This is a genomic window from Myxococcus stipitatus DSM 14675 (assembly GCF_000331735.1).
Lineage (GTDB): Bacteria > Myxococcota > Myxococcia > Myxococcales > Myxococcaceae > Myxococcus > Myxococcus stipitatus.
Genome location: NC_020126.1, coordinates 5,541,801 through 5,558,604, shown reverse-complemented (window position 1 = coordinate 5,558,604; position 16,804 = coordinate 5,541,801). Strand labels below are relative to the sequence as shown.

General features: G+C 71.5%; 3 protein-coding genes. All 3 read left to right on the top strand.

Going from position 1 to position 16,804, the window contains the following annotated elements; translation table 11 throughout:
* The first annotated feature begins 14 nt into the window (after nucleotides 1-14).
* From MYSTI_RS21415 to MYSTI_RS21405, 3 genes are read left to right on the top strand one after another with little or no spacing between them, the layout of a single operon-like run.
* Complete coding sequence (locus MYSTI_RS21415) at nucleotides 15-5,657, top strand: type I polyketide synthase (protein ID WP_015349883.1); 5,643 nt, start codon at nucleotides 15-17, stop codon at nucleotides 5,655-5,657.
* Complete coding sequence (locus MYSTI_RS21410) at nucleotides 5,654-11,227, top strand: type I polyketide synthase (protein ID WP_015349882.1); 5,574 nt, start codon at nucleotides 5,654-5,656, stop codon at nucleotides 11,225-11,227. Before MYSTI_RS21415 ends, MYSTI_RS21410 begins: the two co-directional genes overlap by 4 nt.
* 16 nt (nucleotides 11,228-11,243) lie before the next feature.
* The gene (locus MYSTI_RS21405) at nucleotides 11,244-16,802 is read left to right on the top strand and encodes a type I polyketide synthase (RefSeq protein WP_015349881.1); all 5,559 of its coding nucleotides are present in this window, start codon (nucleotides 11,244-11,246) and stop codon (nucleotides 16,800-16,802) included.
* Nucleotides 16,803-16,804 lie beyond the last annotated feature (2 nt).

Genomic DNA, 16,804 nt, shown 5'->3' with positions numbered 1-16,804 from the left:
GAGATGCGTCGCTCATGAGCACCCCGGACTATCGAGTCCTGCTGAAGAACTCGCTCCTCAAGATCGAAGCGCTGGAGGCGCGACTCGCGAAGCAGGAGGCCACGAAGGCGGAACCGGTCGCCGTCGTCGGCATGGCGTGCCGTTTCCCCGGCGAGGCCCATGCGCCCGACTCGCTGTGGCGCCTGCTCCGGGACGGCGTCGACGCGGTCCGGAAGATTCCCGCCGAGCGCTGGCCCGCGGAGGCGATTCCGGGAGAGAACCCGGCCGTGCGCTGGGCGGGACTCCTCGACTCGGTCGATGGGTTCGATGCGTCCTTCTTCGAGGTCTCTCCGCGCGAGGCCGCGAGCCTGGACCCCCAGCAGCGCCTGCTCCTGGAGGTGGCGTGGGAGGCGATGGAGGACGCGGGCCTTCGACCCGAGCGCCTCGCGAAGAGCCAGACGGGGGTCTTCCTGGGCCTGAGCAGCACGGACTACCGGCAGCGCGTCAACGGCAAGGGCATCGACGGGGTCGAGACCTACGACTTGACCGGCACGCTGCTCTCCACGGCGGCGGGGCGGCTCTCGTACGTCTTCGGCTTCCAGGGGCCTTGCCTGTCCATCGACACGGCGTGCTCCTCGTCGCTGGTCGCGGTGCACGAGGCCGTCCAGAGCCTGCGTCGCGGCGAGAGCGAAGTCGCGCTGACGGGAGGCGCGAACCTCATCCTCGATCCGATGAACTCGGCGATGTTGGGCCGGATGCAGGCGCTGTCGCCGGATGGTCGCTGCAAGACCTTCGACGCGGCGGCCAATGGCTTCGTCCGAGGTGAAGGCTGCGGCATCGTGGTCCTCAAGCGCCTCTCCGACGCGGAGCGCGATGGAGACCGCATCTGGGCACTCATCAAGGGCTCGGCCATCAATCAGGATGGCCGCTCGACGGGGCTGACGGCGCCCAACGTGCTCGCGCAGCAGGCGCTGCTCCGACAGGCGCTCGCTGATGCGAAGGTGGCCCCGTCGGACATCGGCTACGTGGAGTCCCATGGCACCGGCACGTCGCTGGGGGACCCCATCGAGTTCGAGGCGCTCCGGGAAGTCCTCGGGCAGCCCCGGCCGGATGGGTCCACGTGCGCCATCGGCGCGCTGAAGACGAACCTCGGGCACCTGGAGGCCGCGGCGGGGGTGGCGGGCCTCATCAAGGCGGTGCTCGTGCTGCGGCGCGAGGCGATTCCTCGCAACCTGAACTTCCGCTCCATCAACCCGCGCATCTCCCTGAGCGGGACGCCGTTCGTGTTCCCGACGCGGGAGCTTCCATGGCCTCGGGGGACGAAGCCTCGGCGCGCGGGGGTGAGCGCGTTCGGCCTGAGCGGGACCAACGCGCATGTCGTGCTGGAGGAGGCACCCGCGGCTCCGCGGCCGGTGGCTCCTGCCGCGAGGGACTCGGCGGTGCTCCTTCCGCTGTCGGCGAAGACACCCGCCGCGCTCCGTGCACAGGCGAATCAGTGGGCCGAGCACCTGTCGACGGATGGCGCGGAGTCACTCGCGGACCACCTCTACACGGCGAGCGTTCGGCGTGGTCATCATCCGCACCGGCTCGCGGTCCTCGGACACTCGAGAGAAGCGCTCTCCAGCCAGCTCCGGGCCTTCCTGGCGCGGGAGCCACAGGACCCGGCGCAGGTCGAGGAGCCGGGACCGAGGACTCGAAAGGCGGTCTTCGTCTTCCCGGGGCAAGGGGGCCAGTGGCAGGGCATGGGTCGACGGCTCCTCGAGGAGGAGCGCGTCTTCCGTGAGGCCATCGAAGCCTGTGACCGGGCGATACGGCCTCATGTCGACTGGTCGCTGCTGGAGGTGCTGCGCGGGGAGGGGACGCGGGCCGCTCTCGAGGACGTGGATGTCATCCAGCCCTCGGTGTTCGCGATGCAGGTGGGGCTCGCCGCGCTCTGGCGCTCCTGGGGCGTGGAGCCTCACGCGGTGGTGGGTCACAGCCTGGGGGAGGTGGCCGCGGCCCATGTGGCGGGGGCGCTGAGCCTGGAGGACGCGGCGCGAATCATCTGCGTGCGCAGCCGGCTGGTGAAGCGCGCGCGCGGGCAGGGTGGGATGGCGGTGGTGGAGCTCTCCGCCGATGAGGCTCGTGAGGCGCTGCGTGGCTACGAGGGTCGCCTCGCTGTCGGCGCGGTGAACGGGCCGCGCGCGCGTGTGCTGTCGGGGGAGCGTGAGGCGCTGGCCGAGGTGCTCGCGCGCCTGGAGAAGGCGGGCGTGTTCTGCCGCTGGGTGAAGGTGGACTACGCGTCCCACAGTCCGCAGATGGAGCCACTCCGCGCGGAGCTGTTGCGGCTGCTCGCGGACGTGCGGCCCGTGCGCGAGCGCGTGCCGCTCTACTCGACGGTGACGGGAAAGCGGAACGAGGAGTTGCTGACGGCGGAGTACTGGGAACGCAACCTCCGCGAGCCGGTGCGCTTCTGGGACGTCATCGAGCAGCTGGGCGCCGAGGGGCACGAGACCTTCCTGGAGATCAACGCCCATCCGGTGTTGCTGCCGTCCATCGAGGAGGGGCTGCGTGAGCGCTGTGCGTCGCTCGCCGTGCTGCCTTCCCTGCGCCGTGATGAGGGTGGACGCGAGCGACTGCTCACCACGCTCGGGGCGCTCTACACCGTGGGCCACTCGGTGGACTGGGCGCGGCTCCATCCCGAGGGAGGGCATGTCGTCTCGGTCCCCTCGTACCCGTGGCAGCGCGAGCGCTTCTGGCTGGAGTCCTCCACCGCGCCTGCTCCGCGACGCGGGGGGAACCGCGTCCAGGGGGCGACCGCGCATCCCCTGTTGGGGCCTCACGTGGCGCTCAGCCATCAGCCGGGGACCCACGTCTGGCAGATGGACGTCGGCGTCGCGGACCTCTCGTGGGCCGCGGACCATCGCGTCCAGGATACCGTCGTCCTTCCTGGTACGGCGTGGGTGGATATCGCGCTGGGGGCGGCGCGGCAGGTCTTGGGCGAGGGGCGGCATGTGCTCTCGCGACTCGTCTGTGTCCAGCCAGTGTTCCTGGCAGCGGAGGGGACTCGGACGCTCCAGGTGGTGATGACCGAGCGACCTTCGGGGGGCGCGGACTTCCAGTGCTTCGCGCTGGATGCCCGAGCGGCCGCGCCCGCCTGGGTCCCCGTCGCCGAGGGGGCTGTCGAGCTCGCATCCGGAGCGACGCAGGAGCGACTGCCTTCCGCGGAGGTCATCCAGGCGCGTTGCCCGCGCATCATCGAAGGTGACGCGCATGTCCAGGCGATGGCGGAGCGAGGGCTGCACTTCGGCCCCGCGTTCCAGGGGCTCCAGCGGCTCTGGCAGGGGGAGCGCGAAGCCTATGCGCACCTCCGGCTGCCAGAGGTCCTGGCGGGGCATGCGAGTGAGCACCTCATCCATCCCGCGTTCCTCGATGCGAGCTTCCAGCTCCTGATGTCCTTCCTGCCGGTGGGCGCCACCTACGTGGGCCGAGGCGTGGAGTCAGCGCGGTTCGAGGGGCCCGTTCCGTCCGAGGTCTGGGCACACCTGCGGCTCCGCGATGGCGAAGGCGCGGCCTTCAGCGGAGACCTCACGCTGCGCGACGCGGAGGGCCGCCAGGTGGCGGAGGTCTCCGGCATCCAGGTCAGCCGTCTTCCGGGCACGAGCTGGCGGGCCGTGAGCGCGGAGCTCGCGGACTGGATGTACCAGGTGGGTTGGGAAGCGCAGGCGCTGCCGGAGCCGCTCACGTGGCCGGAGAAGTCGCCGGGGACGTGGGTGCTCTTCGCGGACTCACGCGGTGTTGCACGCGAGCTTCGGGGCCTTCTGGCGGCGCGTGGTGAGTCGTGCGTGTGGGTGACTCCGGGGGCGTCCTATCGGTCCGTGGGGGAGGGCGCCTACGAGGTGGACCCGCGTGATGCGGAGCACGTGCGGCGACTGTTGTCGGATGCGCTGCCGTCGGGAGCGCCCGTGTGCCGGGGTGTGGTGCACCTGTGGAGCTTGGACAGCGCCCCGAACGACGCGCTGAACCCTCAGACCCTGGAGCGTGCCCGGCACCAGGGGACGACGGCGATGCTGCATCTCGTGCAGGCGCTGGCGCGCGCGGGCTGGCGGGATGCGCCTCGGCTCTGGCTCGTCACGCAAGGGGCGCGCTCAGTCGGTCCGTCGCGGGAGCGGGTGAGCGTGGCGCAGGCGCCGCTGTGGGGCCTGGGTCAGGTCATCGCGATGGAGCACCCCGAGCTGCGCTGCACACGGGTGGACCTCTCCACTGACGCGGCGGGGGCGTCCGACGCCCTCTTCCGAGAGCTCTCGTCCGCGTCGCCCGAGGACCAGGTTGCCCTGCGCGATGGTGCGAGGCACGTGGCCCGGTTCCTCCGCGCGGCGGAAGTCTTGTCGCTCGAAGACGCGGTCGCCCCGCGCGGGGCGCGGTCCGCCGACGCGGCGGAATCCTTGTCGCCTCGGGACTCCTCCGCGCGTGTCGTCGCGGACGGCACGTACCTCATCACTGGCGGCCTCGGAGGACTGGGGCTCCAGGTCGCGCGCTGGCTCGTCGAACAGGGCGCGCGGCATCTCGTCCTCCTGGGCAGGGCTGCTCCCTCCACCGATGCGGAGGCCACGCTGGGCCAGCTCCGCGAAGCGGGCACGCGCGTGGAAGTGGTCCGCGCGGATGTCTCCTCTCCGGAGGATGTGGCTCGCGCGATGGCCGTGGTCGATGGAGCCATGCCGCCGCTGAAGGGCGTGATGCATGCGGCCGGGCTCCTCGATGACGGAGTCCTGCTCAACCTCACCGAGGAGCGCTTCGCGACGGTGATGGCCCCCAAGGTCCTGGGCGCTTGGAACCTCCATGAGGCGACGCGCCAACGACCCCTGGACTTCTTCGTGCTCTTCTCCAGCGCCGCGGCGCTGCTGGGCTCTCCAGGCCAGGGGAACTACGCCTCGGCCAACGCCTTCCTGGATGCCCTGGCGCAAGCCCGGCGCGCGGAGGGACTGCCTGGGCTGAGCATCGCCTGGGGCGCGTGGACCGGCATCGGCCTCGCGGCCCGCGCGAGCCCCCAGAAGCGCATCGAGGCTCGCGGTCTGCGCGGCATGTCCCCTGACAAGGCGCTCGCGGCCCTGGGGCTCCTGCTCGGACAGGACAGGCCGCAGGTGGGCGTGGTGTCGCTCGACCTGCGGCAGTGGATGGAGTTCTACCTGTCCGCGGCGCAGTCGCCGTTCTTCGCGCGGCTCGCCGGACAGCTTGCCTCCTCCCGCCCGAGTGACTCGGGGCGAGGCAAGTTCCGCGAGAAGCTCGAGCAGGCCGGTGGCTCCGAGCGTCGGGCCCTCCTGGAGCGACACCTTCGCGAGCAGATCGCCGCGGTGCTGCGGATGGACCCGGAGCGGCTGGGGCCTCGCGTCGCGCTGGGGAGCCTGGGGCTCGACTCGTTGATGGGGATGGAGATCCGCAACCGGCTGGAGGCCTCGCTGGGCCTGAAGCTGAGCGCGACGCTGGTGTGGGCCTACCCGACGCTCGTCGCGTTGGTCGCGTTCCTCTCCGAGCGACTGGGGCTGTCGTCGAGCGACCAGCCCCCTCGCGCCGAGGAGTCCGCACCCGAGGCCCCCGCTCCCGCGGCCCTCACGAGTGCGGCCGTGAGCAGCGAGATCGAGGACCTGTCGGAAGCAGAAGTCGAGCGACTGCTCGCCCAGAGGATGGCGCAGGGAACATGACGACGTTCGCCGAGAAGATCGCGCAGTACTCCCCCAAGCGGTTGGCGTTGCTGGCGCTGGAGCTCAAGTCCAAGCTCGATGCCATCGAGGGGGCACGCTCGGAGCCGGTGGCGCTCATCGGCATGGCGTGCCGCTTCCCGGGCGGAGCCTCCGACCCGGAGTCCTTCTGGCACGTCCTGCGCGATGGCGTGGACGCGGTCACCGAGGTCCCTTCCTCGCGATGGACCCAGGAAGAGGCGGCCCGCTGCGGCCCCGAGGCCCGCGAGAAGCCCGGGGCCCGCTGGGGCGCGTTCCTCGACGAGGTGGACCGCTTCGACGCGGAGTTCTTCGGCATCTCTCCGCGCGAGGCGCACCGCATGGACCCGCAGCAGCGGCTCCTGCTCGAAGTCGCGTGGGAGGCGCTCGAAGACGCGGGACAGGACGTGTCGAAGCTGACGGGCAGCCGCACGGGGGTCTTCGCGGGCGTCTACAACGACGACTACGCCAAGCTCGAGCTGGGGACGCCCTCCGACCAGGACGCGAGCAGCGTCACGGGCACCATCAACAGCGTGGTGGCGGGACGGCTCTCGTACCTGCTGGACCTTCAAGGGCCGTGCATGGTGGTCGACACTGCGTGCTCGTCCTCGCTGGTGGCGCTGCATCTCGCCAGTCAGAGCCTCCGGGCCGGAGAGTGCTCGATGGCGCTCGCGGGGGGCGTCAACCTCATCCTCTCGCCGCACTCGTCGCTTCGAGTCGCGCGAGGTGATGCCCTCGCACCGGATGGGCGGTGCAAGACCTTCGACGCACGCGCCAACGGCTTCGTGCGCGGCGAGGGCTGCGGCGTGCTGGTCCTCAAGCGCTTGTCGGATGCCCTCGCCGCGGGGGACCCCATCCTGGCGCTGTTGCGCGGCTCGGCCGTCAACCAGGACGGCAAGTCTGCGGGCCTCACCGCGCCCAACATGGTCGCGCAGACGGAGCTGCTCCGGCAGGCGTTGAAGAGCGCGGGCCTGGAGCCGGCCGACGTCGACTGCATCGAGGCTCACGGGACGGGCACCTCGCTCGGGGACCCCATCGAGATGGAGGCCATCAAGGCCGTCTATGGCCAGGGGCGCTCGGAGCAGCGGCCGCTGGTGGTGAGCGCGGCGAAGACGAACATCGGCCACCTGGAGGCGGCGGCGGGCATCGCGGGCGTCATCAAGGCGGTGCTCTCGATGCGGCACCAGACGATTCCTCCACTCCTGCACCTCCAGCGGATGAACCCCCGAATCGACCTGGAGGGCCTGCCCATCCTCCTGCCCACCTTCGCCCGGGCCTGGCCCGCGACGGAGCGGGCTCGTCGCATCGCCGTCAGCTCGTTCGGCGCCAGCGGCACCAACGCCCATGTGATTCTGGAGGAGCCGCCCGCGCCTCCCGTTCGCTCGGCGCCGCCCGAGCCCGGTGCGCGGTTGTTGGCGTTGTCCGCGCGGACGTCGGGGGCATTGCAGGAGTGGGCGGGGCGCTTCGCGGACTTCCTCGCCACGTCCCCGGAGGCGCCGCTCCAGGACGTCTGCCACACGGCCGCGCTCCGGCGCACGCACCATGAGCATCGGCTCACCGTCGTCGGTGGGACCGCGAAGGAGCTGGCGGAGAAGCTCCGCGAGGCCGCCACCGCGCCGATGCCGGCACGCAAGGGCGCAGGGCCTCGCAAGGTCGTGTTCGTGTTCCCGGGTCAGGGCTCCCAGTGGCTCGGCATGGGGCGGCGGCTGCTGGAGGAGGAGCCTGTCTTCCGCGCGGCGCTCGAGCGGATCGAAGCGGCGCTGCGCCGCCACGTCTCGTGGGGGCTCGTGGAGGTGCTGTGTGCCTCGGCCGAGCAGTCCCGGCTGGGGGAGATCGACGTCGTGCAGCCGGTGCTGTTCGCCATGGAGGTGGCGCTCGCCGAGCTGTGGCGCTCCTGGGGCATCACCCCGGACGCCGTGCTGGGGCACAGCATGGGTGAGGTGGCCGCGGCCCACGTCGCGGGTGCGCTGAGCCTGGAGGACGCGGCGTCCATCATCTGCGAGCGCAGCAAGCTGCTTCGCCGCATCAGCGGCCAGGGCGCGATGCTCGCGGTGGAGCTCCCCTTGTCGGACGCGCGAGGTGTCATCGCCGGGCGCGAGGCCCGCGTCGCCATCGCCGTCAGCAACAGCCCGACGTCCACGGTGTTGGCGGGGGATGCGGCGGTGCTGGAGGAGGTTCGCGCGTCCCTCGCGGAGCGCAATGTCTTCTGCCGTTGGGTGAAGGTGGACGTGGCCTCGCACAGTCCCCAGGTGGATGGGCTGCGCGAGGAGTTGCTCGCGGTGCTCTCCCCGCTGCGCCCTCGGCCCGCGACCACGCTGATGCTCTCCACGGTCACCGCGTCGGCATGTGAGGGCACGGGGCTGGATGCGGCCTACTGGGTGCGCAACCTGCGCGAGCCCGTGCTGTTCTCCGCGTCCGTGGCCCGGCTCATCGAGGACGGGCACGCCGTCTTCATCGAGCTGAGCCCGCATCCCATCCTGCTGCCCGCCATCGAGCGCTGCCTGCAGCACGCGAAGCGCGAGGGGCTCCTGCTCGCGTCGCTGCGTCGCGAGGAGGCGGAGCGCGCGGTGATGCTGGAGTCGCTCGGCGCGCTGTACCGCGCGGAGCATCCGGTGGACTGGGCGCGCCTCTTCCCGGCGGGGGGACGGGTGGTGCCGTTGCCGCCGTATCCGTGGCAGCGCAAGCGGTACTGGCTCGATGACGCGGTGCTGCCCGTGGCCGCCGCGCCCGAGCGCTTGACGTCCCTGAAGGGCCGTCCAGTGAGTGTGGCGCAAGGGCTCGAAGGGCAGGTGTTCGAGCTGGAGCTGGGCAGTACCTCGCTGCCCTGGCTGGGGGCACATCGTCTGGGCGGAGTGGCCGTGCTGCCCGCTTCGGCGCTGGTGGAGTTGGTGCTGAGCGCCGTGGCGGAAGTCTCCGGCTCCGGGCCGCGAACGCTGACGGACGTGGAGTTCGAGCGCGCGCTGGTCCTTCCCGAGTCGAAGCGGCGCCTCGTCCAGGTCCACCTGGCGCCGGCGTCCGAGGGCCCCCGGCGCTTCCACGTCCACAGTCGTCCGGTGGGGGCGTCCACGCGCGAGTCCTCATGGGTCCTGCACGCTCGCGGCGAGGTGCGACTCACGGAGGATCCACGAGGGGCCACGCGGGTCTCCATCGAGTCGGTGCGTGCGGCCTGTGTGCAGCACGTGCGGTCCTCCGCCCTCTACGACGCGCTCGCCCAGCGCAATGTCCAGTACGAGTCGCCCTTGCGGACCTTGGGCGAGGTCTTCCGTCGGTCTGGCGAGGCGCTCGGTCGCATCACGTCGGGGACGGAGCTCGTCCAGGAAGGGGCGAACTACCAGCTCCATCCGGCGCTCCTCGACGCGGCTCTCCAGACGCTCGCCTCCGCGGTCATGGAGGAGGGGGATGGGGGCGCGCTCTTCATGCCCGTGCGCATCGACGAGATTGCGTGCGCGGCGGAGCGCTCTCGCATCGAGTGGGCGCATGCGTCAGCGCAGACCCCTGACGGAGCCGCGGCCCCGGTGGGCGCGCTGGAGCTCCTGGATGCGAGCGGTGCGCAGGTGGCCTCGATGCGAGGTGTGCGGCTCCGGCGGGTCCCGTCCGCGAGCATCCTCGAGGCGCTGGGAGCGGAGAGCGAGGAGCCGCTCCAGGACTGGCTCTATGACGTGACGTGGGAGGCCCGGCCCGCGCTGACCTCCACGCCCTCGGCCGCGGACTGGCTGGTGTTCGTCGACCCGCGGGGCTGTGGTTCGGCGCTCGTGGAGGAGATTGCTCGCCACGGCGAGGCGTGCGTCACCGTGACGGCGGGACGTGCCTACCAGCGGTTGGACGAGCGGCGCTTCGTCGTGGACCCGGAGCAACCCGAGGACTTCGCGCGGCTGCTGCGCGAGGCACCTGCCTCCGCGACGCGAAGCCTGCGAGTCCTCTATCTCTGGGGGCTCCAGGCGGTGGGAGACGCGGTGGTGTCGCCTTGGACGTCCACCGGGGCGCTCCACCTCATCCAAGGGGTGTTGAGGGAGCGCAAGAAGGCCCGGGTGTGGCTGGTGACGCGCGGAGCGCAGGTGACGGGCGCCGCGGGCGAGGACGTCGTGCTCGCGCAGTCACCGCTCTGGGGCTTCGGTCGCGTGGTGTCCCTGGAGCAGCCGGACCTCTGGGGCGGGCTCATCGACCTGGACCCGAATGACACGTCGGGCGAGGCGGCGGCGCTGCTCCGGGAGGTCGCCGCGTCCGAGGCGGATGGAGAGGATCAGCTCGCGCTGAGGAAGGACCGACGGCTGGTGCCGCGCCTCGTGCCCACGCGGGCCCAGAAGCCAGCGGAGGCTCCGCGTCTTCGCTCGGATGCGACCTATCTCGTGACGGGCGGGCTCGGCGGCTTGGGGCTGAAGGTGGCCCGGTGGCTGGTGGAGCAGGGCGCGCGGCATCTCGTGCTGGTGGGCCGCCGGGCGCTGACGGCGGGGGGCGAGGAGTCCAAGCGCAGGGAAGAGGTGCTCGAGGAGCTGCGGAGTCTCGGTGCGACGGTGGTCCCCCTGGCCGCCGATATCTCGGACCGCGCGCGCATGGAGGAGGTCCTGCGCGAAGCGGCCTCCACCCATCCGCTGCGCGGCATCTTCCACGCGGCCTCGCTCATGAGCACGCAGCGCCTGGAGGTCATGGACGCGTCGTCGATGACGGCGATGCTGCGCCCCAAGGCGCTGGGCGCTCTCGTGCTCCACGAGCTGACGCGCGGACTCGACCTGGACTTCTTCGTGATGTTCTCGTCGACGTCGACGCTGTGGGGCGCCTCGGGGTTGGCGCACTACGGGGCCGCGAACCAGGTGCTCGAAGCGCTCGCGCACCTTCGTCACGCGGCGGGCCTGCCCGCCACCACCCTCCACTGGGGAACGTGGGACGAGGTGAGCGGTGAGCGCTCGCGTGACTTCGAGCGCTTCGGCTTGAAGCCCATGGCGGCTCCGCGAGCCCTGGAGGCGATGGGGCAGGCGATGCGGTCGGGGACGCGGGTCCAGACCGTGGCCTCGGTGGACTGGTCCGCGCTGAAGCCGCTCTGGGAGGCGCGGCGGCGCAGGCCCTTCCTCCAGCGAGTGGGCGTGGCCACGTCCGTGTCCGGCACCTCGGTGCGAGCACAGCTCGTCACGGAGCTGGAGTCCCTGCCACCGCCTCGCCGCTTCGATGCGCTGCTGCGACAGCTCCAGCGCGAGGTGGGGCGCATCCTCGGGTTTCCGCTCACGGAGCCGCCGCCCATCGACCGGGGCTTCTTCCAGATGGGCATGACGTCGCTGATGACCGTGGAGCTGCGCAACGTGCTGCAGCGGGGTTTCGGCAAGGAGCTCCCCGCGAGCCTGGCGTTCGACTACCCCACGGTGGAGGCCCTCGCGAAGCGCCTGGCGGGGCTCGCCGAGGCACTGGAGATACCGCTGCCGGGCGACGCAGCACCGCCGCCGCGCGCGCAGGCAGAGGTGATGGACGAGCGCGGACTGTCCGAGCGCCTGTCGCGCATGGACGAGATGTCCGACGACGAAATCGAACGGCTGATCGCCGAGAAGATCGCCGGAAGTTCGCACTGAATCGAGCACCGCGACCATGAGCCGAGAGTTCTACGAGAAGATCGCGAACCTGCCGCCCAAGCGGCTCGCGTTGTTGGCCCTGGAGCTGAACACCGAGAACGAGGCGCTCAAGCGCACGCGCTCGGAGCCCATCGCCATCGTGGGCACGTCCTGCCGTCTGCCCGGGGGCGTCGAATCCCCCGAGGATTTCTGGAGGCTGCTGTCCAACGGCGTCGACGCCATTCGCGAGGTGCCGCGCGACCGCTGGGACGCGGAGGCCCTCTTCGACCCCGAGCCGGGCAGGCCCGGCAAGACGTATGCGCGCTGGGGTGGGTTCATCGACGGCATCGAGCACTTCGACGCGGGGTTCTTCGGCATCTCCCCGCGCGAGGCCTCGCGCATGGACCCGCAGCACCGGATGTTGCTGGAGCTGGCGTGGGAGGCGCTGGAGCGGGCGGGGCAGCCCGCGGACCAGCTCGCAGGAAGCCGGACGGGGGTGTTCCTGGGGGTCATCGGGAGCGACTACGCGCGGCTCCAGGCGGAGCGGCTGGGCGGCTCGCTGGACATCTACCACCTCACGGGCACGTGCCTGAACGCGGCCGCGGGGCGGCTCTCGTATGCGCTCGGACTGCAAGGCCCGAGCATGGCCATCGACACGGCGTGCTCGTCCTCGCTCGTGGCGCTCCACACCGCTTGCCAGAGTCTGCGCAACCGCGACTGCGACCTGGCGCTCGCGGCAGGGGTGAACCTCATGCTCTCGCCGGAGGGGGCCATCGCGCTGTCGAGCAGCCGCGGCCTCGCGCCGGATGGACGCTGCAAGACCTTCGACGAGGCCGCGGATGGCTTCGTCCGCGCCGAGGGCGTCGCCGTCGTCGTCCTCAAGCGGCTCTCGCAGGCGCAGGCGGATGGAGACGACATCCTCGCGCTCATCGCGGGCTCCTCGGTGAACCAGGACGGCGCCAGCAGCGGCCTGATGGTCCCCAATGGCCCCGCGCAGGAGCGGGTCATCCGGCAGGCGCTGGCGAACGCGGGGCTGTCGCCTTCGCAGCTCTCCTTCATCGAGGCGCACGGCACCGGCACGTCACTGGGAGACCCCATCGAGCTCCAGGCGCTCGCCCAGGTCTTCGGCGAGGGGCGCACGGCCGAGTCACCGCTCGTGGTGGGCGCGGTGAAGTCGAACATCGGTCACCTGGAGGCGACGGCGGGGCTGGCCGGAATCCTCAAGGTGGTGCTCGCGCTCCGGCACGAAGCCATCCCGCCCAACCTGCACTTCAAGCGGCTGAACCCGAACATCGCCATCGGCGACGCGCCGCTGGTCATCCCCACCGAGCAGCGGCCCTGGCCTCGTGGCGAGCATCCCCGCTTCGCCGGGGTGAGTGCGTTCGGTCTGAGCGGGACCAACGCTCACATCATCCTGCAGGAGGCACCTCGACCGCCGGAGACTCCCTCCACCGCACGAGGCGCGGAGCTGTTGGTGCTCTCGGCCCGGAGTCCCGAGGCCCTGGTGGCCCTGGCCCGGCGTCACGCGGACTGGTTGGCCGAGCACCCCGAGACCCCACTTCGAGACGTCTGCGCCACGGCGGCGCTGCGGCGCGCGCACCACGAGCACCGCCTCGCCATCGCGGGTCGGACACACGCGGAGGTCGCGGAGAAGCTCCAGGCCCTCGCGAAGGGGGAGGCGGTCGCGGGAGGTGTCGTGGGCCGCAAGGCGGGAGGCGCGCGTCGCCGCGTCGTCTTCGTGTTCCCGGGCCAGGGCTCGCAGTGGTTGGGCATGGGCCGACGTCTGTTGGCGGAGGAGCCCGCGTTCAGGACGGCGATGGAGCGATGCGCCCAGGCCATCCGCGCCGAGGCCGGCTTCGACGTGCTCGAGGTGCTCGCGGCGGACGCGGAGCACTCGCGACTGGGGGAGATCGACGTCATCCAGCCCGTGCTCTTCGCCATGGAGGTTGCCCTGGCGGAGCTCTGGCGTGCGTGGGGCATCGAGCCCGACGCGGTGGTGGGGCACAGCATGGGCGAGGTGGCCGCGGCGCAGGTCGCGGGCGCGCTGAGCCTGGAGGATGCGGCTGCCATCATCTGCCGCCGCAGCAAGCTCCTGCGCACGGTGAGTGGCCAGGGCGCCATGTTCATGGTCGACCTCACGCTGGAGGAGGCGAAGGAGGCGCTGCGCGGCTTCGAGGACCGCGTCTCCGTCGCGGTGAGCAACGGCGTGCGCTCGACGGTGCTCTCCGGGGACCCGGTCGCGCTCGAAGAGGTGACCGGGCGGCTCGCGGCCCGCGAGGTCTTCTTCCGTCCGGTGAAGGTGGACGTCGCCTCGCACAGCCCCCAGATGGACCCGCTGCGTCCGGAGTTGCTCACGGCGCTCGAGGGCGTGCGGCCCCGCGCGGCGAGCATCCCCATGTGCTCGACGGTGACGGGCGCCATGGTGGATGGCACGTCGTTCCATGCCCGCTACTGGGTGGACAACCTGCGAGCGCCGGTCCTGTTCTCCACCGCCATCGAGCGGCTCGCGACCGAAGGGCATGACCTCTTCATCGAGCTGAGCCCGCATCCCATCCTCTTGCCCGCGGTGGAGCAGCACCTGCGGCACCTCGGGCGGACGGGCACCGTCGTCCCGTCGCTTCGTCGAGACGAGGACGAGCGAAGCGCGATGCTCGCGGCGCTCGGGGCGATTCATGTCACGGGGCATGGGGTGGACCTGCGTCGTCAGCACCCGGTGCTCAGTCGCCCGGTGGCGCTGCCCACGTATGCCTGGCAGCGCGAGTCCTTCTGGGTCGAGGCCCCGGCGCGTTCTCGTCGTGCTCGCACGGCCGGCCGTCATCCGCTGCTCGGTGAGCATGTGACGCTGGCGGCACAGCCCGGGATGCACCTCTGGCAGACGGAGCTGTCGGCGGACAGCCCGGCCTATCTCGCCGACCACCTCGTGCACGGCGAGGTCGTCCTGCCCGGTGCGGCCTACCTGGAGATGGCGGTGGCCGGCGCGGTGGAGGCGTGGGGGGCGAAGCGCTGGATGCTCGAGGACGTGTCCTTCCAGGCGCTGATGACGGTGCCTCGGGAGGAAGGGCTCCCGGTGCAGCTGAGCATCACCCCGGAGGCCGAGGGCGCATCCCGGTTCCAGGTCTTCAGCCGTCCCTCCGCGGAAGGGGACTGGACGCTGCATGTCGAGGGGCGGCTTCGCTCCGATGACGGTGCCCCGGTGGCCTTCTCGCTGGATCAGACGCGGACCCGGTGCACGGAGCGGGTGGAGGGCGAGGCCCACTACCAGGTGATGGGAGAGCGCGGCGTCGACTTCGGGCCGAGCTTCCGCGTGCTCGAGGAGCTGTGGCGAACCAAGGGCGAGGCGCTCGCGCGCTTCGAGCTGTCACCTTCGGTCGCCGCGGAGCTGTCGACCCACCAGGTCCACCCGGTGCTGCTGGATGCCTGCTTCCAGGTCATCAACGGGGCCGCGATGGGCGCGGCGCGAGGAGAGACCTTCGTCCCGGTGGGGCTCGACAGCCTGCGTGTCCACGGGCGGCCTGGGAAGTCGCTGTGGGGACATGCGGTCATCCGCCGCGATGCGAGCGGCGCGGAGGGAACCCTCGAAGGCGAGGTGACGCTGCTCGACGCGGAGGGCCGGGTCCTCGTGGAGGCGAAGGGCCTGGTCTGCCGGCGACTGAAGGCCACGCGGCGGCGAGCCGTCGATGAGATCGACGGTTGGATGTACGCGGTCGATTGGCGGGAGTCCCCCCGGACGTTGCCCGATGCCTCCGTGACGAACCGCGAGCCTGGGGTGTGGCTCCTGTTCGGAGATCCCCAGGGGTTCGGGTGCAAGGTGCGGACGCTTCTCGAGGCGCGCGGTGAGTCCTGTGTCCTCGTCGCGGCGGGGGACGCGTATCGCCGCGTGGAGGCTGGCCGGTACGAAGTGGACCTGTCGCGCCCGGATGGCTTCACCCAGCTCCTCGAGAGCGAGTTCGGCCCAGGCAAGCCCACGTGCCGAGGCGTCGTGCACCTCTTCAGCCTCGACGCGCATCCGGAGGCGCTGGAAGAGGCCCAGCGCCTCGGCGTCAAGAGCGCGCTGCACCTCGTCCAGGCGCTGGTGGAGGCGAGCTTCCGCGATGTGCCCAGGCTGTGGCTGGTGTCGGGCGGCATCCACGCCGTCAACGCGGGGGACGCGGTGTCGCGAGTCGAGCACGCGCCGCTGTGGGGGCTGGGGCGTGTGCTCTCGGTGGAGCACTCCGAACTCTCGTGCACCAACGTGGACCTCCAGGCCCTGGACGATGCGGAGGCCGCGTCCTTCGTCGAGGAGCTGTTGACGCCGTCTCCGGAGGATCAGCTCGCGCTGCGAGGAGGCGCCCGGTTCGTGGCGCGACTGGAGCGGCTGGAGCGCGAGGCGGCTCCTCCCGCGGATCTTCGCGCCGATGGCACGTACCTCATCACCGGTGGGCTCGGTGGCCTGGGGTTGAAGCTCGCGGAGTGGCTCGTGTCCCGAGGAGCGCGGTCCCTGGCGCTCGTCGGGCGCAAGGGCGCTTCGGCGGAGGCTCGGCACGTCATCGAGAAGCTCCAGGGCGCGGGTGTCCAGGTCCAGGTGTGCCAGGCCGACGTGGCGGTGCGCGCGGACGTGGAGCGCGTGGTGGCGGAGCTTCAGGGGGTCCCACCGCTGCGAGGTCTCTTCCACGCGGCGGCGGTCCTCGATGACGCCTTCCTGGTGAACCTCACCTCGGAGCGCTTCGACAAGGTGATGGCGCCGAAGGTCCAAGGCGCGTGGAACCTGCACGCGGCGACGCTGGGATTGCCGCTCGACTTCTTCGTCCTCTTCTCGGCGGCGGGGGCGCTGCTGGGGTCTCCGGGACAGGGCAACTACGCGGCGTCGAACACCTTCCTCGACTCGCTGGCGGCCTGGCGGCGAGGCCAGGGGCTCCCGGCGCTGAGCATCAACTGGGGCGCCTGGGGCGAGGTGGGCCTGGCGGCGGCGACCTCGAACCGGGGCGACCGCATGGCCCTGCGTGGCATCGCGAGCATGCCCCCGGACCAGGCGCTGGAGGCCCTGGGCCGGCTGTTGAACAGCACCCGCGCTCGCGTGGCGGTGATGCGCTTCGACCTGCGGCAGTGGCGCGAGTTCTACCTGACGGCCTCTCGGTCGCCGTTCGTCTCACGGCTCCCCCTCGAGCAGGCCGCGACCAGCACCCGAGCGGCTCCCGGGGCCTTCGTGGAGAAGCTCAAGGCCGCCGCTCAGGGTGAACAGCCTCGGCTCCTGGAGGCCCACCTGCGCGAGCAGATTGGCCAGGTGCTGCGGCTGTCGCCCGCGAAGATCGACCCGCAGGTGTCGCTGGGCAGTCTGGGCCTGGACTCGCTGATGGGCCTGGAGATCCGCAACCGGCTGGAGGCGAGCCTGGGGCTTCGGCTGCAAGCGACGCTCCTGTGGCGCCATCCCACGGTGGAGGGCCTTGTCGGCTTCCTGGTCGAGCGCCTGCAGCTCGCGCCCGCGCCGAAGGTCGAACAGCCCCGGAATGAAGAGGCGGCCTTGGAGGCCGCCATCGTCAACAACGTCAAGCAGCTCTCGGACGCAGAGGCCGAAGCGCTCCTCGCGGAGAAGCTCGCCGCGTTCGGTGAAGAGAACTGACC

What these genes read in the sequence shown, in the direction of transcription:
- MYSTI_RS21415 (WP_015349883.1), top strand. Translation starts at nt 15, where the DNA reads ATGAGCACCCCGGACTATCGAGTCCTGCTGAAGAACTCGCTCCTCAAG.
- MYSTI_RS21410 (WP_015349882.1), top strand. Translation starts at nt 5,654, where the DNA reads ATGACGACGTTCGCCGAGAAGATCGCGCAGTACTCCCCCAAGCGGTTG.
- MYSTI_RS21405 (WP_015349881.1), top strand. Translation starts at nt 11,244, where the DNA reads ATGAGCCGAGAGTTCTACGAGAAGATCGCGAACCTGCCGCCCAAGCGG.